We start from the raw sequence: 17,067 nt of genomic DNA, 5'->3' as shown, positions 1-17,067 counted from the left end.
CCGACTACTCTTACAGTCGACGGGATATGACCGATCCCTTGTCTGACCTCTGGCGTATTGAGAATTCCGAGTTCCAGGACTCGAGTTCGCTTCAGTCAATCCTGTCGTCGATTTTGCAGTCTGTACCGGACGCGATGATCGTGATCGATGATCGCGGAATCATCATGGCGTTCAGCCGTGCGGCAGAAACCCTGTTCGGTTACAAATCCGAAGATGTCGTGGGCGAGAACATCAAATGCCTCATGACCGATACCGATCAATCCCATCATGACCAGTACATCCGCAACTATCTGACGACCGGCGAGCGCCAGATCATCGGCATCGGCCGTATCGTGGAAGCGCGCCTTGCCAATGGCGACTCTATCCCGGTGGAACTCAAGATCGGAGAGGCAAACATTGGCGAGCGCAAACTGTTCACCGGCTTCATCCGCGACATCACAGAGAAACAGGCCAATGTGCACCGTATTGGCGAGTTGCAGGCGGAGCTAAGCAATTTTTCTCGGTTGAGTGCGGTCGGCACAATGGCGTCCGCGATGGCGCATGAGCTGAACCAGCCGCTGACCGCCGTGGCGAATTATCTGGAAGCCGCCCGCGACATGCTGGACGATCCAAGCCCCGATAACCTTGCAATGGTACAGGAAGCGATGGCCGCCGCTGCCGAACAATCCATCCGGGCCGGACAGATTGTACGCCGCCTGAGGGATTACGTTTCTCGCGGTGAACTGGACTTGCGCCCCTTCCCGCTCAAGGAAATTATCGACGACGCTGTCACAATCGCCAAAGTGGGGATCGACGGCCCCCTTGCCCGGGTCGTGTTGCGACTTGACGATCCCGATGTGAAGGTGATGGCGGATCGACTGCAATTGCGTCAGGTATTCGCGAATCTGGTTCGCAACGCAATCGAAGCGCTGGCCGAAACGGAAAACCCGCAAGTCTGGATCCATGGACGGCAGGCCGGCGAGGAGATTATCGTGGAAGTACGCGACAATGGGCCCGGCCTTTCCGAAGACTTGCTCCACTCGCCCTTCGAAGCGTTCCAGACCACAAAAGCCACAGGCATGGGACTGGGACTATCGATCTGCCAAACCATAGTCGAGGCACATGGCAGCAGCATTCAAGTTGCATCAGAACCGGGTACTGGAGCCTGCTTCACCTTTACGCTAAGAATCGCCTCGGACGTGGCAATGTGAGCTCGAAATGACCAAAACCATTTTCCTCGTGGATGACGACGAAGCCATTCGGCACTCGGCAAGCTTCATGCTGCGCCACGCCGGCTACACGGTGAAGACGTTCCCGGATGGAATGACCTTCCTCGACGCATACGCCCCAAACGATTCGGCTTGCATCCTTCTGGACGTTCGGATGCCTGGAATGGATGGCCTGGCAGTGCAGCAGGCTCTGTCAGAACGTGGGAACAAGATGCCGATCATCGTGCTCACAGGACATGGAGACGTGTCCGTCGCGGTGCAGGCAATGAAGAATGGCGCGATCGAATTCCTCGAAAAACCGTACGAAAAGAAGGCATTGCTGGAAGCCATCGAAAATGGCTTCAATCGTATTGCCGACCATGCTGCCGAAGCAGACCAACGCAGCGAAGCCGTCGCGAAGCTCACCCGGTTGACTGGACGGGAATCTGAAGTGCTTGATTGCCTGGTGGACGGAATGACCAACAAGGCCATAGCGGAAACCCTGTCGATTTCTCCCCGCACCGTCGAGATCCACCGTGCCAATCTGATGGAGAAACTGGAAGCCGACAGCCTGTCCGCTGCGCTTCGCATAGCTTTCACGGCAGACCGCGGTCGCGAGCTGCCTCGTTAGGTAGGTGTACTTAGAGACGCGCGATCTCTCCGTTCGTAGATATGGGATTCTATGAACGTTGAGATCAGCCATCCATGAACCAATCCGCGCACCAGCCCGAATTGCTCAGAATTGCTCTCGTCGAAGACGATGAGGAAGTCCGCTACTCCTTGATGATGCTGCTTAGGTCACGTGGCTTCGCGGTCGACTCCTACAGGAATGGTATGGAGATCCTGATGAACCAACCGAGCCTGCAAGTGGATTGCCTGTTGATCGACTATAAGCTGCCGCGATTTGACGGAATTGACTTGCTGGAAAAAATGCGCGTGGCTGGCACCACAACGCCCGCTGTTCTTATCACAGGCTATTACTCTCCCCACCTGAAAGCGCGTGCGCTCAAAGCGGGCTTTACAGACGTCGTCGAGAAATCCTCAAAACCGCAAGACGTACTCAATTGCCTCGCGACTGCGACCGGGCAAATCCACTAACATTTTGCCGCAGGCGAATTGATCCGTTCAGGACCAGTCTACAGTCCTGACCAATCTCAAGAAGGCGCTTGGGTCCCAGTACCCTCAGATTCCGGTGCGGCGTCCGCCACCCAATCTGGCCCCTTCAGTGCGACATAAATTGCGGGGATCACCAGCACGGTCAACGCGGTGGATGACGCCAGCCCGAACAGGAGCGAGATTGCCAAGCCCTGGAAAATCGGGTCCGTCAGAATCACAGCTGCGCCAATCATTGCGGCCAAAGCTGTCAGCAGGATCGGCTTGAACCGAATGGCCCCCGCATCCAGCAAGACTTCCCGCAAGGGCCGGTCCGCGAACTGACCGTGGCGAACAAAATCCACCAAGAGAATCGAATTTCTCACGATGATGCCCGCGAGTGCAATGAAGCCAATCATCGATGTCGCCGTGAATGCCGCCCCGAATATCCAGTGCCCCAGCATGATCCCGATCAGCGTGAGTGGCACTGGCGTCAGGATCACCAAGGGAGTTCTGAATGTACCAAACTGCGCGACCACGAGTATGTAGATGGCCACGAGAGCTACGCCGAACGCCAAGCCCATATCCCGGAATGTGACATAGGTGATCTCCCACTCCCCATCCCACAACAATGATGGCTTTGATTCATCCGCCGGCTGACCATAAAGGCGTATTTCAGGTGCCTCCAGCCCCGCCGCAGCCCAATCATAAGCGTCGACACGGTCCTGGATTTCCATCATTCCGTAAATAGGCGCCTCAAATCGGCCGGCCAATTCTCCCATGACCATGTCGGCGAAATAGCCATCCCGACGGAAGATCGTGGCTGAGCCGGATTCCATGCGCGCATCGACCAACGTACCCAGCTCAACAGCCTGGGCACCCGGCTGGACCGGCACTGGCAGACTGGCCGTGCGTTCTGACCAGACCTGTGAGGACTTCGGCAGCCGAACCGCAACAGACAAGGGGTCCCGCCCACCACCGCGCGGGGCCACACCAACAATCTTTCCGGAATAAATCAGCGCCAGCGCATCCAGCACATCCTGCTCGGCAACACCTCGGTCAGACGCGGTTGTCTCATCGACGGAAAGAAGCAGTCGAGGTTGCGGACCACCGAAAGAGTTGTCGACGTCCACAATATACTCGGTTTCCCGAAACAATTGTTCTACGATTTCTGCAGTCCTGCGCCGCGTCTCCGCATCCGGCCCATAGATTTCAGCCAGCAATGTCGACAGGACAGGAGGCCCAGGAGGCACTTCCACGACTTTGACACTGGCGCCATCAGGCAGCGGAATCTCTCTCAGCTGATTTCTCAGATCGAGCGCAATCTCATGACTGGACCTGTTGCGATGGCTTTTTTCAAGCAGATTGACCTGAAGATCACCAAGCTCCGGAGAAGACCGAAGGAAATAGTGTCGTACCAGTCCATTGAAGTTGAACGGCGCCGCCGTACCAGCATAAGCCTGAATGGACTCGACCTCATCGACATCGTACATCGTTGCCGCCAACGCAAACAACGTGCGTTCAGTGTCTTCCAGAGCCGTCCCCTCTGGCATGTCGAGAACGATCTGTATTTCAGATTTGTTGTCGAACGGCAGCAGCTTCACCGTCACGGCTTTGGTCATAAACAGCATCAAGGATGCAAGTGTCGCCACACCGACTATGCCAAGAAATATCCAGGCATTGCGGCGGCTTTCCACTATCGGACCGGCAACAGTGCGATAGAACCGCCCCAAACGGCTTTCTTTCTCATCAGAATGCTCATGAACAGGTGCCCTGCCCGCGATCTTCATCAAAAGCCATGGGGCGATCCCTACAGCGACAAAAAATGAAAACAGCATTGCTGCTGAAGCATTTGCCGGGATCGGCGCCATGTACGGACCCATAAGTCCTGAAACGAACATCATCGGCAGCAAAGCAGCTATGACGGTCAATGTCGCGACGATTGTCGGATTCCCGACTTCAGCCACGGCATCAATCGCAGCCTGCACGCGTGGTCGCCCATCCCGCATGGACCAGTGTCGCGCTATGTTCTCGATAATGACGATCGCATCATCCACCAGAATACCGATGGAAAAGATGAGCGCAAACAAGCTGACCCGGTTAATCGTATAACCCATCATAAGTGAGGCAAAGAGTGTTAGCAGGATGGTTGTCGGAATAACGATCAGCGTAACAATCGCTTCTCTCCATCCAATTGCGAATGCGATCAGGACCACAATGGACACTGTCGCAAGCGCCAGATGGAAGAGCAATTCATTGGCCTTGTGGTTCGCCGTCTCGCCATAGTTTCGCGTCTCGGCGATATGGACGCCTTCCGGTATCATTTCCCGTTCGAGCAGCTCAAGTCGCTCGAGAATTTGGTCTGCAACCACAACCGCATTCGCCCCCGGCCGCTTGGCAAGTGAGAGCGTCACAGCGGGTAAGGCTTCGAACTCTGCTCGCGACGAATTTCGCTCAAGCGTCCACGCGCGTGCCTCAGTCTCAATACCGGCGACTTCGACGCGCGCGATATCCGACAAGTATATTGTGCGACCATCGGGAGCCCGGATTTCAAGACGTTCCAGATCCCCTATGGCGGATATGCGATCCCCTGCCTGAACGATGATGGATTCCCCTGCCCCACGCGCAGCTCCAATGGGGCGCGCCTGAACGGCCTGCGAAACGGTATCAACCAACGCCTGTAGTGGAACACCATATGACGACAGGGCCTCAATATCGGGCTCGACACGCAGCTCGAGGCTACGACCACCAATCACGTCTGTCAGGCCGACATCTTCGACCTTCACGAGTTCTTTCAGAATCTCGTCCGCCAGCATCCGCAAGCTCGTGTCGTTCCAGACATGGCCCGTCCAAGGCTCAGGCGACAGGGTTAGTGTAACGATCGGAACATCATCAATGCCGCGGCCGACAACTTGTGGCATGGGCACTTCTGGCGGAATACGATCAATATTTGCGCGGATCTTTTCATGGATTCGCAGGATCGCGTCATCGGCATCAGTCCCAACCATGAAGCGAGCGGTTACAATCGCTCCATCGTCCCGGCTCTGACTGTATACATGTTCAACATCAGGGATCGCCTTGACGATTTCCTCCAGCGGCTCCGTAACCTGTTCAACCGTGTCGGCTGCGCGCAGGCCCGGGGACTGTACCAGAATGTCCACCATCGGAACGGAGATTTGCGGCTCCTCCTCACGAGGAATCGTCAGCAGTGCAACCAAACCGACCGCAAGAGCAGCCAGCAGGATCAATGGCGTCAGCGGCGAACGGATGGTTGCCCGTGTGATAGAACCCGAAACATCCGCCTTCATGAGCTTTTCGTTCCCGGCAAGGCAATTACGTCTCCCGGTCGCAGCCCCGACAGAACTTCATAAACTCCTTTGGCAACCAGCGGCTCGGCTAAAACGACAGGGGCATCAACATATCTGTCCCCAATCTTCACCCGCACAAAATCTACGCCATACCGCGTTGTGACATACTCCTGGGGAAGAATGATCGCTCGTCGGTCACCAACTGGCGCGAGCACGTCGGCTCGCTCCCCAACCAAGGCATTGAGCCCGCCCTCGACAACAGCATCAGCCACCACAGCGCCATCCTTGAGTGCTGGGTAAACCTTTTCAATCCTGGCCATCCTAATGGCATCATCTCGTGCGGGAAGCCGAATGGATATTTCGCCGCCCTCAGATAGATAGCTCAAATGTCGCTCAGGCAGAGACAAGCGTACCAGGCCGTCCAGGGTCGCTAGAGTGGCGATGACTTGCCCTGGGGACACGACACTGCCCTCCACCACCGAGACATCAGTCACCCGCGAGTCCGCAGGCGCACGCACATAGCCTTCTCCCTGTCGGGCAACGAGACTGCGGCGCTCCTCTATGGCCGAGGCTCTGTTCGACTTCATCACATTGAGCGCCGCCGCTTCCTGATCATATCGAGCCTTGGGATAAAAACCGTCCGCCAGTAGTTTCTTAGCGCGCGCGAGATCCGCCTCTTGTTGGGTCACTTGCTCTGTCAGGCCCTCAATCCGGGACTGAATGGCGTTGATCTGGGGTGCGATCGTGTCATCAGCAATGAACGCAACAACGTCACCATCCTTCACTGTATCGCCCTCATCTATACCAAGCTGGGTCACGATGCCTTGCAGCCGAGAACGGGCCATCGCCGTATCGCTGGCCTCAATGCGGCCAACGACGGGTCGGTAGTCCGTGACGATGCTCTCCTCCACCGTCATGGTTTGGGTAGCAGCAATCGGACTACTTGCCAGACACACCGCCAAGCTGGCCAAAGCAAATCGGATCATCTCAATAATCCCCCTTGTCCACGACAGTCCCGGTGGCTGGATCAATCCGAATGCACGGCTGTCCAGCTGATCTCCAGGCAGCAATTCCCCCAGCCATATGAGCGGCCTCAACCCCAATCTCCTTCATGAACTTTTCCAAGGCCATGCGAGATCTTTTGCCGGAACCGCACTGAAAAATGATCTGGCGGTGTCCGTCAGTCGGAAGCGCCTTTGGCTCGAAAGTCGACAATGGGTGCAGTAAAGCACCATGGATCCGCTCGTTCGCGAACTCCGCCGGCTCACGTACATCGACAAGCAATATGTTTCCGGCCTTCAGGTCAGCCAGAACTTGTTCGGGTTTCACGTCATACTTGTCTGCCATGTTCATCAAAGCTCCCTGCTTGCTGGTGATTGCGCACCACGCATTTGATCTAGGTCATCAATACTCGCCCCCATATAAGTAGCATTGCGTATTTGCGAAAGTGCTAATATACAATATCTCTCCTGCATGGAGGATTGGTCATGGCAAAAGTCGTAATTCTCGGCGCCGGATTGGGTGGGCTTATTGCAGCCTTCGAAATCAAGAAAACGCTCGGCGATCAACACGATGTCGCGATCATCAGCGAGACCGATTACTACCAGTTTCAGCCTTCAAACCCTTGGGTGATCGTGGGATGGCGCCAACGCTCGGATATAACCATCGACCTTGCCAAACCCCTGAAGAAGCGAGGCGTTGAACTGATTGTCGGCAAAGCGGAAAAGGTCGTCCCCGCAGAAAAATGCGTTCGAATGCCGGATGGCGACCGCATCTCCTATGACTATCTCGTAATTGCCACAGGACCCGAGCTTGCATTCGATGAAATTGAAGGCCTCGGCCCACGCGGCCACACACAGTCCGTATGCCACATTGATCATGCGGAACAAGGATTCGCGGCCTTTGAAGCCTTTTGCAGTGACCCCGGACCAATTGTGATCGGCGCTGCGCAGGGGGCATCCTGCTTTGGACCTGCGTACGAGACTGCTATGATCATTGAGACGGAACTGCGCAAACGGAAGATTCGCGATCAGGTTCCAATGACCTTCATCACGCCTGAACCCTATATCGGTCACCTCGGCCTCGACGGTGTGGGCGATACAAAGGGCTTGCTGGAAAGCGAAATGCGCGAACGGCATATAAAATGGATTACCAACGCACGCGTTTCAACAGCCAAAGCGACCTCAATCGAAGTAGAAGAACTTGATTTGAATGGGAACGTTGTGAAGAAACACGACCTTCCGTCCAAGTTTTCAATGCTGATGCCACCATTTCAGGGCGTGGAGGCCGTTCGCGGCGTCGATAATTTGGTCAATCCAAAAGGCTTCATCCTCACGGATGAGTTTCAGCGAAATCCGACATGGCCAGATATCTTCGGTATTGGCGTCTGCATCGCAATACCGCCCATGGGACAAACACCCGTACCCGTCGGCGTCCCAAAGACAGGCTTCATGATTGAGTCAATGGTTGAGGCAACCGCGCGGAATATCAAGCAGCTGATTGATGGCGAGGTTCCAACTCACAAGGCAACATGGAATGCAATTTGCCTGGCGGACTTCGGGGATGGCGGCGTTGCCTTTGTCGCACAGCCACAGATCCCACCGAGAAATGTCAACTGGTCTGCCTCAGGTCGTTGGGTTCACATGGCGAAAGCTGGTTTCGAAAAATACTTCCTGCACAAACTGAGAACGGGAAAATCAGAGACCTTCTACGAAAATGCCGCCCTCGGACTTTTGAAGACTCACAAACTGAAAGGTCACTCTTGATAATGGCGACCAAACACATTGTTTGCACAAAATGCGGCAGGATAAACCGAGTGCCCACTAACAAGCAATTAGCAAGCGGCCAGTGTGGGGCATGTAAGTCAAAGCTCTCAGCCGACACGCCAATTGATATCAGCGAAACCGTATTGAATCGCTTGTTGGCGAAAGATGAGGGCTCATTCCTACTGGATGTTTGGGCGCCTTGGTGCGGCCCCTGTCGAATGATGGCACCAGCCTACATGGAAACAGCAAAGCACTATGGCGGAGCTTTGCGTTTTCTGAAACTGAACACTGAAGCGTTTCCGAATGCTGGCGCGGCATTGAACGTTCGCGGAATTCCCGCCCTGCTCATGTTTCAATCGGGCTCCATCGTGGATCAGCGCGCAGGAGTTATGACATCGCAAATGATGACCGAATGGATCAACAACTCAAACATCGCAGCGTCTCTAACGGAAATCTGACTTAACACGGAGTATTGCAATGAACCTTGACCGCGCCGTTCTGGCATTCGCAGGCTTGATCGTTCTCGTGAGCCTTGCTCTCGGATACTGGGTTTCGCCCTACTGGCTGCTTCTTACCGCGTTTGCTGGCCTGAACATGGTTCAGGCTGCTTTCACGGGATTCTGCCCCGCGGCACTGATCTTCAAACTGTTCGGCGTTCGCAGCGGCTCTGCGTTTCGCTGAAGGACCATGAAGGCCGAAGAACGCTTTTGCCCCACCTGAATCAAAGCGCCCCTCGCCTGAATACCAGGCAAGGGGCGCTGTCTTTTAAACCGATCTGACTGGATCTAGAACTTAGCTGTCAGACTGACCGAGAAGGTCTGACCACGATCATACGTATTGAACTCAGTACGTCCAAGTTCACCTTCGCTGATCTGATACTCTTCATGAGCTTCATCAAGCAGATTGCGCCCGCTGAGCCCCAGCGTGAATTCGCGTCCAACCACTTCGAAATCACGGTTGTAGACGAGGTCCAACTGAATACCTGGATCTTCGATGATATCCGGCAGAGCCGCGCCCGGCAGATCAATGCCGCGCTGGAGAATACGATCATCAACCCAACCCACGAGTAGAGTGAGCTGTTCGACGTCAGATTCCCAACCAAACTGAGCATTCAGAATGTTTTCCGGCGTGCCTTGCAAGTCAGATCCATCCAGACCGAAGAAGCTGGCGTCACGCAGAGACCGGGAAATCGGATCGAAAACCTGATCATTCTCATCAGCCTGCACTTCTGAAGACGTGTAGGTGTAGTTGATGGAGAACCGGCCGTCGCGATCGTTGAAGAACGAATTATCGAACGGGAATTCGAACAGAGTACGATACTCGAATTCACCGCCGAACAGTTCGGCTTTCGGTGAGTTGATGAACGTTGTTTCGAACACGAAGGTTGAAGTGGAGTACTGGATTTCCTCGATAGGATTTTCTAGTTCCTTGTAGAAACCTGCAATCGTGATGAACTCGTTCGGGCCAAGATAGTACTCAAGGCGCGCATCGTAGTTTGTCAGCTCTGTATCGACCAGCCCGTTATTACCCCGATAGGAGCGCTCACTTTCTGGATCGAAATAATTCGAAAGAGCGAGTTCCCGGAATTGTGGGCGAGCAATTGTCTGGGAATATCCAAGACGCAGTTGCAGATCTTCAGCGAAGTTCCACGTGAACGTCAAGGATGGCAGCAGATAGTCATTTTCGAGATCGACTGCACCGGCGCCTTCATTGCCGAAACGGTCGAACGTGTTGACTGTCTGTTGGGCTTCTTCATAGCGAAGGCCCAGCGTGGTCTGGATGAAGTCCGTCCACTCAATGTCGCCCTCGACATAGGCGGCATAAACATCCAACTGACCCTCATAGGAGTCGTTTGGCGTGGTGATTTCCTGCAGCACGAAACGCTGTGGGTCGATATTGTCAGGGCTGAACAGGAAGTCGGGGCGTTGGATCTGAATATCTTCAGAGATCGAGTTGCCGCCGGCAAAACGGAAAGCGTAGAAATTGTATTCACGCTCGGTCGAGGAAACGTCAAAACCGCCCGACAGGACCGCCTCACGGGAATCGCTCAGCTCAATTGTGTATTCCGCATCGCCGCCGATTCCTTTGATATCATCGGTAAGGTCGGAGAAGCGAATGTCGTAGCTGTTCGCGACCTGATAGGCCGGAACACCGTCATCGTTGATGTAGCGACGAAGCGAACGCTCATACGGCGCGTCACGCGTCGATTGAGCGACCGAACCGCGCCAGGACAGGACGAGATCATCAAACGTGTGCTCGCCGCGAAGCTGACCAAACAGAAGGCCCCGCTCAAACCAGCCTGAGGATTCGTCGAAGATTTCGCCAGAGCTACCCTGCGCGTTGAAGTCCGTACCGGTATCAATCTGGGCTTCTTTCGACGTGTCATGCACGTAGAATACAGTCGCCTGGACTTCATGACCGGAATACCAGTTGATGGTCGCAGAACTTAGTGCGTTAACGGTCGCGTTGTAGTTCGTTTCCAGCGTCTGATAGTCGTTTCCGAGCACACCGCCCTGAACAAATTGGCGAGTCGCTTGCTTGGTGGCCCAACCGGAGTCAAATCCGGCAACACCAATGATGCCGAGGTCAAACTCCTTGCCTTCAACGATCCGGCCGAACTCAACAGAACCGTTATAGTTTGGTTCCAGGTCCTTTTCCTGAATGACATTCAGAGGCGTGTTTACGAGGCTCTCACCCACAGCTTCGATGGCGTCGTCATCAAGGCTGTTCAAGCTTTGGTCCAGGCTCAGTACGAGTCCCAATGGTTGCGGGAAATTGCGCAGACCATCATCATAACCGCTCCAGTCCGTGTCAGAACCGCGAACGAAGATGCCCTTGTCGAAGGTGGTCGCCGTGTTTGCACTGGCACCAAGCTTTACGTGAAAGAAGTTCTCGTTTGGTTGGCGAAGCGTTTGCAGGTCGATGATGCCGCCACCGAATTCGCCCGGATAGTTTACCGAGAAGGTTTTTTGGACGGTTGCACCGTCAAGAGCGTTAGACGGAAACAGGTCCAGTGGAACTGTCCGGCGAAGTGGTTCTGGACTGGGAAGCGGCGAACCGTTCAAAAGTGCCGCCGAGTAGCGGTCACCCAGACCGCGAACATAGGCAAATTTGTCCGAAACAATACTAAGACCCGACAAGCGGGTCAGTGCGAGCGCAGCGTTGGAGTCGCCTTGGCGAGCCAAGTCTTCCGGCGCGAGAAACGATGCGACCTGCGACGTTTCACGTTGGGGTGCGGGGATGTACTCGCCTCGAACAACAACCGTTTCCAGTTCACGTGCTTCTTCGGCGGTTTCTTCCTGCTCAGATGGAGCTTCTTGCGCAACGGCGGGAATGTGGTTTGCCAGGGCTAGCGCTGTCCCGAACAGCAAAGTCCCTTTTAGCAATTGGTGTCTCATGAGACTGTCCTTGTGAATTTTTACCCAGTCGTTCGTGATAGAAATGCCCCTCGAACTCTCGGGAAATACAAACCTGTGTAGGTGCAAGGTGCGGGCAACGCTCGTTGCCCGCACCCCGCAAATGCCTCTGGCTAGCAAGCGTCGCTAGCTTCCAGTCCGCAGGACCATCCCTGCCACCATGTGTCAGAGCTGTCCTTGACGGCGCCGATGTAATCAACCGGGTCGAGATCGGACGAAATCGTCGTGACATCAAATGCAGTGACACCAGACTCGGCGGCTCCATTTACAAACGTGGAAGACAGCGTCGACGCGGTCGTCGTTGAGTTGTTTGTGCCAGCTGCAACAGACGCTTCAGCGATTGCCGTTTCGGAATTCGACGTGGTTAGGCCGAGGTCACAGTCAAACAGTACCGAGTCGAAAGCGGGGTCCGATCCGGCATCATACGTCGTGTTGCCATCACCGGCGCTATCCTGCCAACGCATGCACTCTTTTCCGTAGTTCACAACGCCGTTGACGTAACGACCAACCGTACCTGTGTTCAGGCGGAAGGCGTTCGTGCGGTTACCGACGAAAGTGAAGTTGGAAATTTTGGCGTTCGACAGTGGCGTGACACCAGAACCAGCGCTGGAGGCTTCAACGATATTGTCACCGCCGCTTTCGCGCTGAACCACGATGGCATACTGAATGGAGCCATTGTAGCCATTGTCCGTATCGATCGAGTCATCGTCGTTGCCGGTCAGCACCAGGTACTTCACGTTGACGCCGCCACCGAAGAATTCGACCCCGTCGTCCGCGTTGTTGTGGACCTGAATGTATTCAACTTCAGTTCCGGTTCCAACACCAGCGAAGGTGATGCCGTTCAGTTCGTTACCAGCTGTGTTGATTGCGAAGCCAGCGTGGCGAACTTGTGTGAAGCGGATCGAGCCGCTGTCATCATCAGCGGTTGCACCACCGTAAACGGCTTCTGGATTGGTCACACCTTCAACGAGGTTTTCACATGCGACCGTGCCTGGCGTTGCAGCGTCACGGCAGCGATTGATTGGTGCGCGGCCGAGAATAACCACGCCGCCCCATTCACCGATGGCATTTTCTGCATCAACCTGGCTGTTCGTAAGATCAGCCTCAGACGTCATGATGACGGGGTTCTCGCGAGTACCGTTGGAGAAGATCTGCGAACCGCGGTTCACAACGATGTAGTCTTCCCCCTCATCACCGAACATGGTCACGCCAGATTCGATAGTCAGGGCAGCTGGGTCGCCATCCGTAGCGGAACCGTCAGCACCGACGTCGATACCGACATCAACCCGTCCAACGATTTCGTAGATGTTGCCACGGGTCAGGCGGACATCGTCCGTCAGGATACCGCTGACTTGGCAGACATTCTGACCTTGGAGGTCAAAGCCGCTATCGGTTGTTCCGGATGGGCATTCAGGCTCAGGGAACACTGCGAATGACCAACCAGACGCCCAGTTTTCCGTGACCGATTCGTCGGGACCAAATGCACCGATGTAGGTGACAGGCTCGAAGAAGCTGGACAGCGTCGTTGCATCAAATGGCGTGACAGCCTGCTCGTTCGGTCCAGGGAAGAACTGCGAAGCGAGGGAGTCGCTGACGTCGGTTGAGTTGTTGGTACCTGCCGCAACAGATGCTTCAGCGGTTGCCGTTTCGGAGTTGCTCGTGGTCAGGCCGAGGTCACAGTCGAACAGGACCGAGTCAAAAGCCGGATCAGAACCAGCCGTAAATCCGGCAGTGCCATCACCAGCACTATCCTGCCAGCGCATACATTCCTTGCCGTAGTTCACGACGCCGTTGACATAGCGGCCAACCGTACCTGTGTTCAGGCGGAAAGCGTTCGTACGATTACCGACGAAGGTGAAGTTGGAAATGTTCGCGTTTGAAAGTGGCGTTACACCGTTCCCGGCGCTGGATGCTTCCACAATGTTGTCACCACCGTTTTCACGTTGAGTGACCAGAGCGTACTGAATTGAGCCTTGGTAGCCGTTGTCAGTGTCGATGGAGTCATCATCGTTGCCGGTCAGCACGAGGTGGCGAACGTTGACGTTTCCGCCGAAGAACTCGACGCCGTCGTCAGAGTTGTTGTGAACCTGAACATAATCGACGGTCGTGCCGTTGCCGACACCTGCGAAGGTGATGCCGTTCAGTTCGTTACCAGCTGTGTTGATAGCAAAACCAGCGAAACGGACCTGCAAGTAACGGAGGATGCCGCTATTGTCGTTGGAGTCGTCGCCACCATAAACGGCTTCCGGATTGGTCACGCCTTCAACAAGGTTTTCACAATCCACAGTGCCTGGGGTCGCTGCATCGCGGCAGCGGTTGATTGGCGCTTGGCCCAGAATGACCAGACCACCCCACTCAGAGATGTTGTCACCACCGTCATCATTTGACGCGTCGCTATCGGCCTGGCGCTCAAGGTCGTCGGCGCTTGTCATGACGATCGGTGCCGCGCGTTCGCCATCCGCTACCAGCTGGGATCCGCGATTAACGACGATGTAGTCAGAGCCGGATTCACCGAACAGCGTGACGCCAGGATCAATCGTCATCGTCACGCCCTGGCCGCCGGCGAGATTGCCGTCTGCACCCGTGTCAGCGCCGATGTCGATCCGACCGTCGATGCGGTAGGCCAGCCCCTCAATATTCTCAAGCGTAACATTCGCGAGATAGGTGCCGGACAGATTACATGTGGTCAGGCCAGCAACAGCTTCGCCTTCAGTAAAGGCTGCGGGGCATTCAGCGGAACCTGAACCGCCGTCACCGCCGCCATCGCTACCGCCTCCTGGAGGCGTCGTTGGGGTTGTCGTTCCTGGTGAAGAAATGTCGCTGCCCTGCGAACAGGCTGCGAGAGCAAGCGCCAAGGCACTCGCGGCTAGTTTGAGTCTCATTGTCCAACCCCTAATAATTGGTTTGCAAATTGCATTCGATCGTAGATTCGACGATCTGAAGGGGCTCTAGACGTCTTATGTAACACCCGAATGACACCCCGGATGGTTAGCGCGCACCGATATGTCCAGATCACTCAACGCACCGCAGACAGTATGCAAAGCCTCTGCCACGGACTCGTCACACGAGTTACAAGAAAGTATCCATGTACAGGATAGCTGAAGTGAGGCACTCTACCTAATGCACGCACCTTCAAGACACAGAAGCACCGAACATCTACCCAAACCATTGTTTTGTTTGCACTTTAATTCCACAGTCTTTGTAGAATACTCTGCTGGTGCCAAGCTGAGCAATTTGATCTTCGCAAGAAGAGCAGAACACGATCAATTTGATGCATGGAAAAACCCCAAAACTCCGCCCTCTGATTGCACGCGATAGCGGCCGCCTTGAAGACGCCCCCTCACAAAAGCTGTTTTGTGAATTTTTTGTGTATTTCGCAGCTCGACACATCGTTCTTTTGTGCCCCTGAAGCCCCCATATCGAATGAGTCCCCCCCCCCTGCCTAGGTGGAACAAGCTGATGACGGTATACGGTCTGCACGGCTTTCGTGCCGCCAGCCCCTACCTGCGCAAATGTGCCCGATCTGGTTCGAGTATGAAGTCTCAAAAATTGGCATGATTTCAGCTGTACACTTACAGTAAGGCGATACGAGCGCCCCAGCTTCGCACAGGTGCACTCTCACGGTTATCATTGAGCACCTCAAAAGCGTGACGTTAGCCGAACATAGTATTGACCTCCATCAGTATCGTAGGGGGCGTTGCGGGAATAAATCAGCCCCTTGCTGACCTCCAGAACGGCCTCATCCGGATACTGATTGAATAAGTTCTCCACGCCGAAGCGCACAGTGAAATTGTCACTGAGCTCAGCCGACACACTGACATCGACGAAAACTTCCGAACCGAACTCCTGAATCAAATCTGCATTTTGATCGGTAAAATCCACCCAGGGACCGATCCATTTGAGTCTGGCATCGAATGACCAAGTTCCGCGTCTGAACTCTGCTGAGGCATGGGTGGAGAAACGTGGATAGAGCCGCTCGAACCGGTCTACTCGCGAGGGATTTTGGACAAAGCTGGAGTTTAGCACATAGGTGTTGTTGTAATTGAATGATAGGCCGAGGGTTAAGTCACCTGCTGCCAGTTGCGCGTCGTAATCCATCACCAGATCCACGCCGGACGTTCGCGTATCGAAGCTGTTCTGAAAGAATCCCACCTCCGTAATGCTTTCCCCACCCGGCACACCCAATGCCGCGAGGCGCGCACGCTCATTGGGTTCCAACGTATAAAACTCAGATGTAAAAATCCGATCTCGGACGTCTGTCTGATAGATATCCAGGCTGGCCATCATCCTGTCCATAGGACGGAAGACCAAACCGGCAGAGAGATTCACCGAAGTTTCGGGCTTCAGTGCGGAGATATCCACACCTCCCCGCCCGCTTAGAATTTCCCCCACCGGTCCGATAGGGCTAAAACGACCATTCGTGAAAACGTCCAACGTGTCTGGAGCGACCCCCTGCGATGTCCGCTCCGAGAAGAGTTGCGCCGGTGTCGGAGCCTTGAACCCAGTCGAGACTGTGGTGCGTAGCGCGAAACCTTCCAGCAAGTCTTTACGATACGATAGCTTACCGTTCAGTGTGCTTCCGAAAGTATCGAACTCTTCGAGACGCAGAGCGACACCCAGTTGTACATTTTCATCAGGACGCGTCTCGGCGTCGACATAAGCTGCCCAATTGGACTGATCATATGTTTTGGCCTGGTCCAGGGTATAGCCTGGAAACCCGTTTGATCCCGAAGTCAAACCGTCTGCGGCGCCCGGGCCAATTTCATATGAGGCAGGCTCGCCTTCAGCAATGGTGTAGCGTTCCAGTCTGCTTTCAAGGCCAAAGGCCAAATTGATTGGTCGGGAGAAGAATAGAGACGTATCGAGCTGGGTTTGGAAATCTGCATTCAGATTGAACTCCTGTTGGCGCAAGCCGCCTGCATCAAACTGCGTCGGACTATCCGGCCCCATGGACGCATTGATCGTGTTATAGAGAAAATAGTCGATCTGATTTTCTCCGTATGCAGCACTGATATCGTAGGACAAGCCGCTCGCCAAAGCGCCTTTCAGACCAAAGATTGCAGCACGGTCATTCTCCTCCTGCCCGAATTGGGGCGTGAACCCGTTCGGATAGAGATCAATCAGCGACCAGTTTCCGAAGGTGGAACTGGAAACATAGACGCTTGGTGTTGCCGGGCTGCGCCAGTTGAAGTCGCTCACACCCTGCCCCCAACTCGCACTGAGGAGGGTATAGATCTGTCCGAAGTCAGTATTCTGGTCTGCCACCAGTTGTTCCCCGTCAGCGACCATGAGACAGATC

Annotated in this window: 12 protein-coding genes; 6 read left to right on the top strand and 6 right to left on the bottom strand. The window is 54.8% G+C overall.

Translation table 11 applies throughout. From position 1 onward, the window contains the following. The first annotated feature begins 26 nt into the window (after positions 1-26). The 3 genes from HY36_RS06635 (at position 27) to HY36_RS06625 (ending at position 2,285) form a co-directional block, all read left to right on the top strand. The gene (locus HY36_RS06635; protein WP_051602577.1) at positions 27-1,190 is read left to right on the top strand and encodes a PAS domain-containing sensor histidine kinase; all 1,164 of its coding nucleotides are present in this window, start codon (positions 27-29) and stop codon (positions 1,188-1,190) included. Positions 1,191-1,197: 7 nt separating this feature from the next. Further along, entirely contained in the window at positions 1,198-1,818 is a 621-nt protein-coding gene (locus HY36_RS06630; RefSeq protein ID WP_035550245.1) for a response regulator transcription factor, read from the top strand. A 74-nt stretch (positions 1,819-1,892) separates the two neighbouring features. Beyond that, positions 1,893-2,285 (top strand): response regulator, encoded by a 393-nt coding sequence (locus HY36_RS06625; RefSeq protein ID WP_051602576.1) that lies wholly within the window; start codon positions 1,893-1,895, stop codon positions 2,283-2,285. A gap of 56 nt (positions 2,286-2,341) precedes the next feature. Here the strand turns inward: HY36_RS06625 and HY36_RS06620 are convergent, their stop codons facing one another. Genes HY36_RS06620 through HY36_RS06610 form a run of 3 tightly spaced genes read right to left on the bottom strand, consistent with a single transcriptional unit; the run spans position 2,342 to position 6,934 of the window. Next, positions 2,342-5,587, bottom strand: coding sequence for an efflux RND transporter permease subunit (locus tag HY36_RS06620; RefSeq protein ID WP_035550242.1), 3,246 nt, complete (start codon positions 5,585-5,587; stop codon positions 2,342-2,344). After that, positions 5,584-6,573: an efflux RND transporter periplasmic adaptor subunit gene (locus tag HY36_RS06615; protein ID WP_035550240.1), complete on the bottom strand. Its 990-nt coding sequence runs from the start codon at positions 6,571-6,573 to the stop codon at positions 5,584-5,586. The genes HY36_RS06620 and HY36_RS06615 overlap by 4 nt, the downstream gene beginning before the upstream one ends. Position 6,574: 1 nt before the next feature. Then, a complete protein-coding gene (locus HY36_RS06610; RefSeq protein ID WP_199285767.1) occupies positions 6,575-6,934 on the bottom strand; it encodes a rhodanese-like domain-containing protein in 360 nt (119 codons plus the stop codon). Between the two features lie 140 nt (positions 6,935-7,074). Here HY36_RS06610 and HY36_RS06605 point away from each other — a divergent pair, with 140 nt between their 5' ends. From HY36_RS06605 to HY36_RS06595, 3 genes are read left to right on the top strand one after another with little or no spacing between them, the layout of a single operon-like run. After that, positions 7,075-8,352: an NAD(P)/FAD-dependent oxidoreductase gene (locus HY36_RS06605; protein WP_035550232.1), complete on the top strand. Its 1,278-nt coding sequence runs from the start codon at positions 7,075-7,077 to the stop codon at positions 8,350-8,352. Positions 8,353-8,354: 2 nt separating this feature from the next. Beyond that, positions 8,355-8,810 (top strand): thioredoxin domain-containing protein, encoded by a 456-nt coding sequence (locus tag HY36_RS18095; RefSeq protein ID WP_035550229.1) that lies wholly within the window; start codon positions 8,355-8,357, stop codon positions 8,808-8,810. Between the two features lie 19 nt (positions 8,811-8,829). Then, a complete protein-coding gene (locus tag HY36_RS06595) occupies positions 8,830-9,033 on the top strand; it encodes a YgaP family membrane protein (RefSeq protein WP_035550227.1) in 204 nt (67 codons plus the stop codon). Positions 9,034-9,137: 104 nt separating this feature from the next. On the opposite strand, the gene HY36_RS06590 is transcribed toward HY36_RS06595, so the two are convergent. The 3 genes from HY36_RS06590 to HY36_RS18515 all read right to left on the bottom strand — a co-directional run. Further along, positions 9,138-11,750: a TonB-dependent receptor domain-containing protein gene (locus HY36_RS06590; RefSeq protein WP_035550225.1), complete on the bottom strand. Its 2,613-nt coding sequence runs from the start codon at positions 11,748-11,750 to the stop codon at positions 9,138-9,140. Between the two features lie 131 nt (positions 11,751-11,881). Then, positions 11,882-14,650, bottom strand: coding sequence for a hypothetical protein (locus HY36_RS06585; protein ID WP_035550222.1), 2,769 nt, complete (start codon positions 14,648-14,650; stop codon positions 11,882-11,884). 757 nt (positions 14,651-15,407) lie between these two features. Then, on the bottom strand, positions 15,408-17,067 hold a 1,660-nt coding region (locus HY36_RS18515), incomplete at its 5' end, for a TonB-dependent receptor plug domain-containing protein (protein WP_051602573.1).

The organism is Hyphomonas atlantica corrig. (assembly GCF_000682715.1).
Classification (GTDB): domain Bacteria; phylum Pseudomonadota; class Alphaproteobacteria; order Caulobacterales; family Hyphomonadaceae; genus Hyphomonas; species Hyphomonas atlantica.
This window is presented reverse-complemented; position numbering and strand designations above follow the sequence as displayed.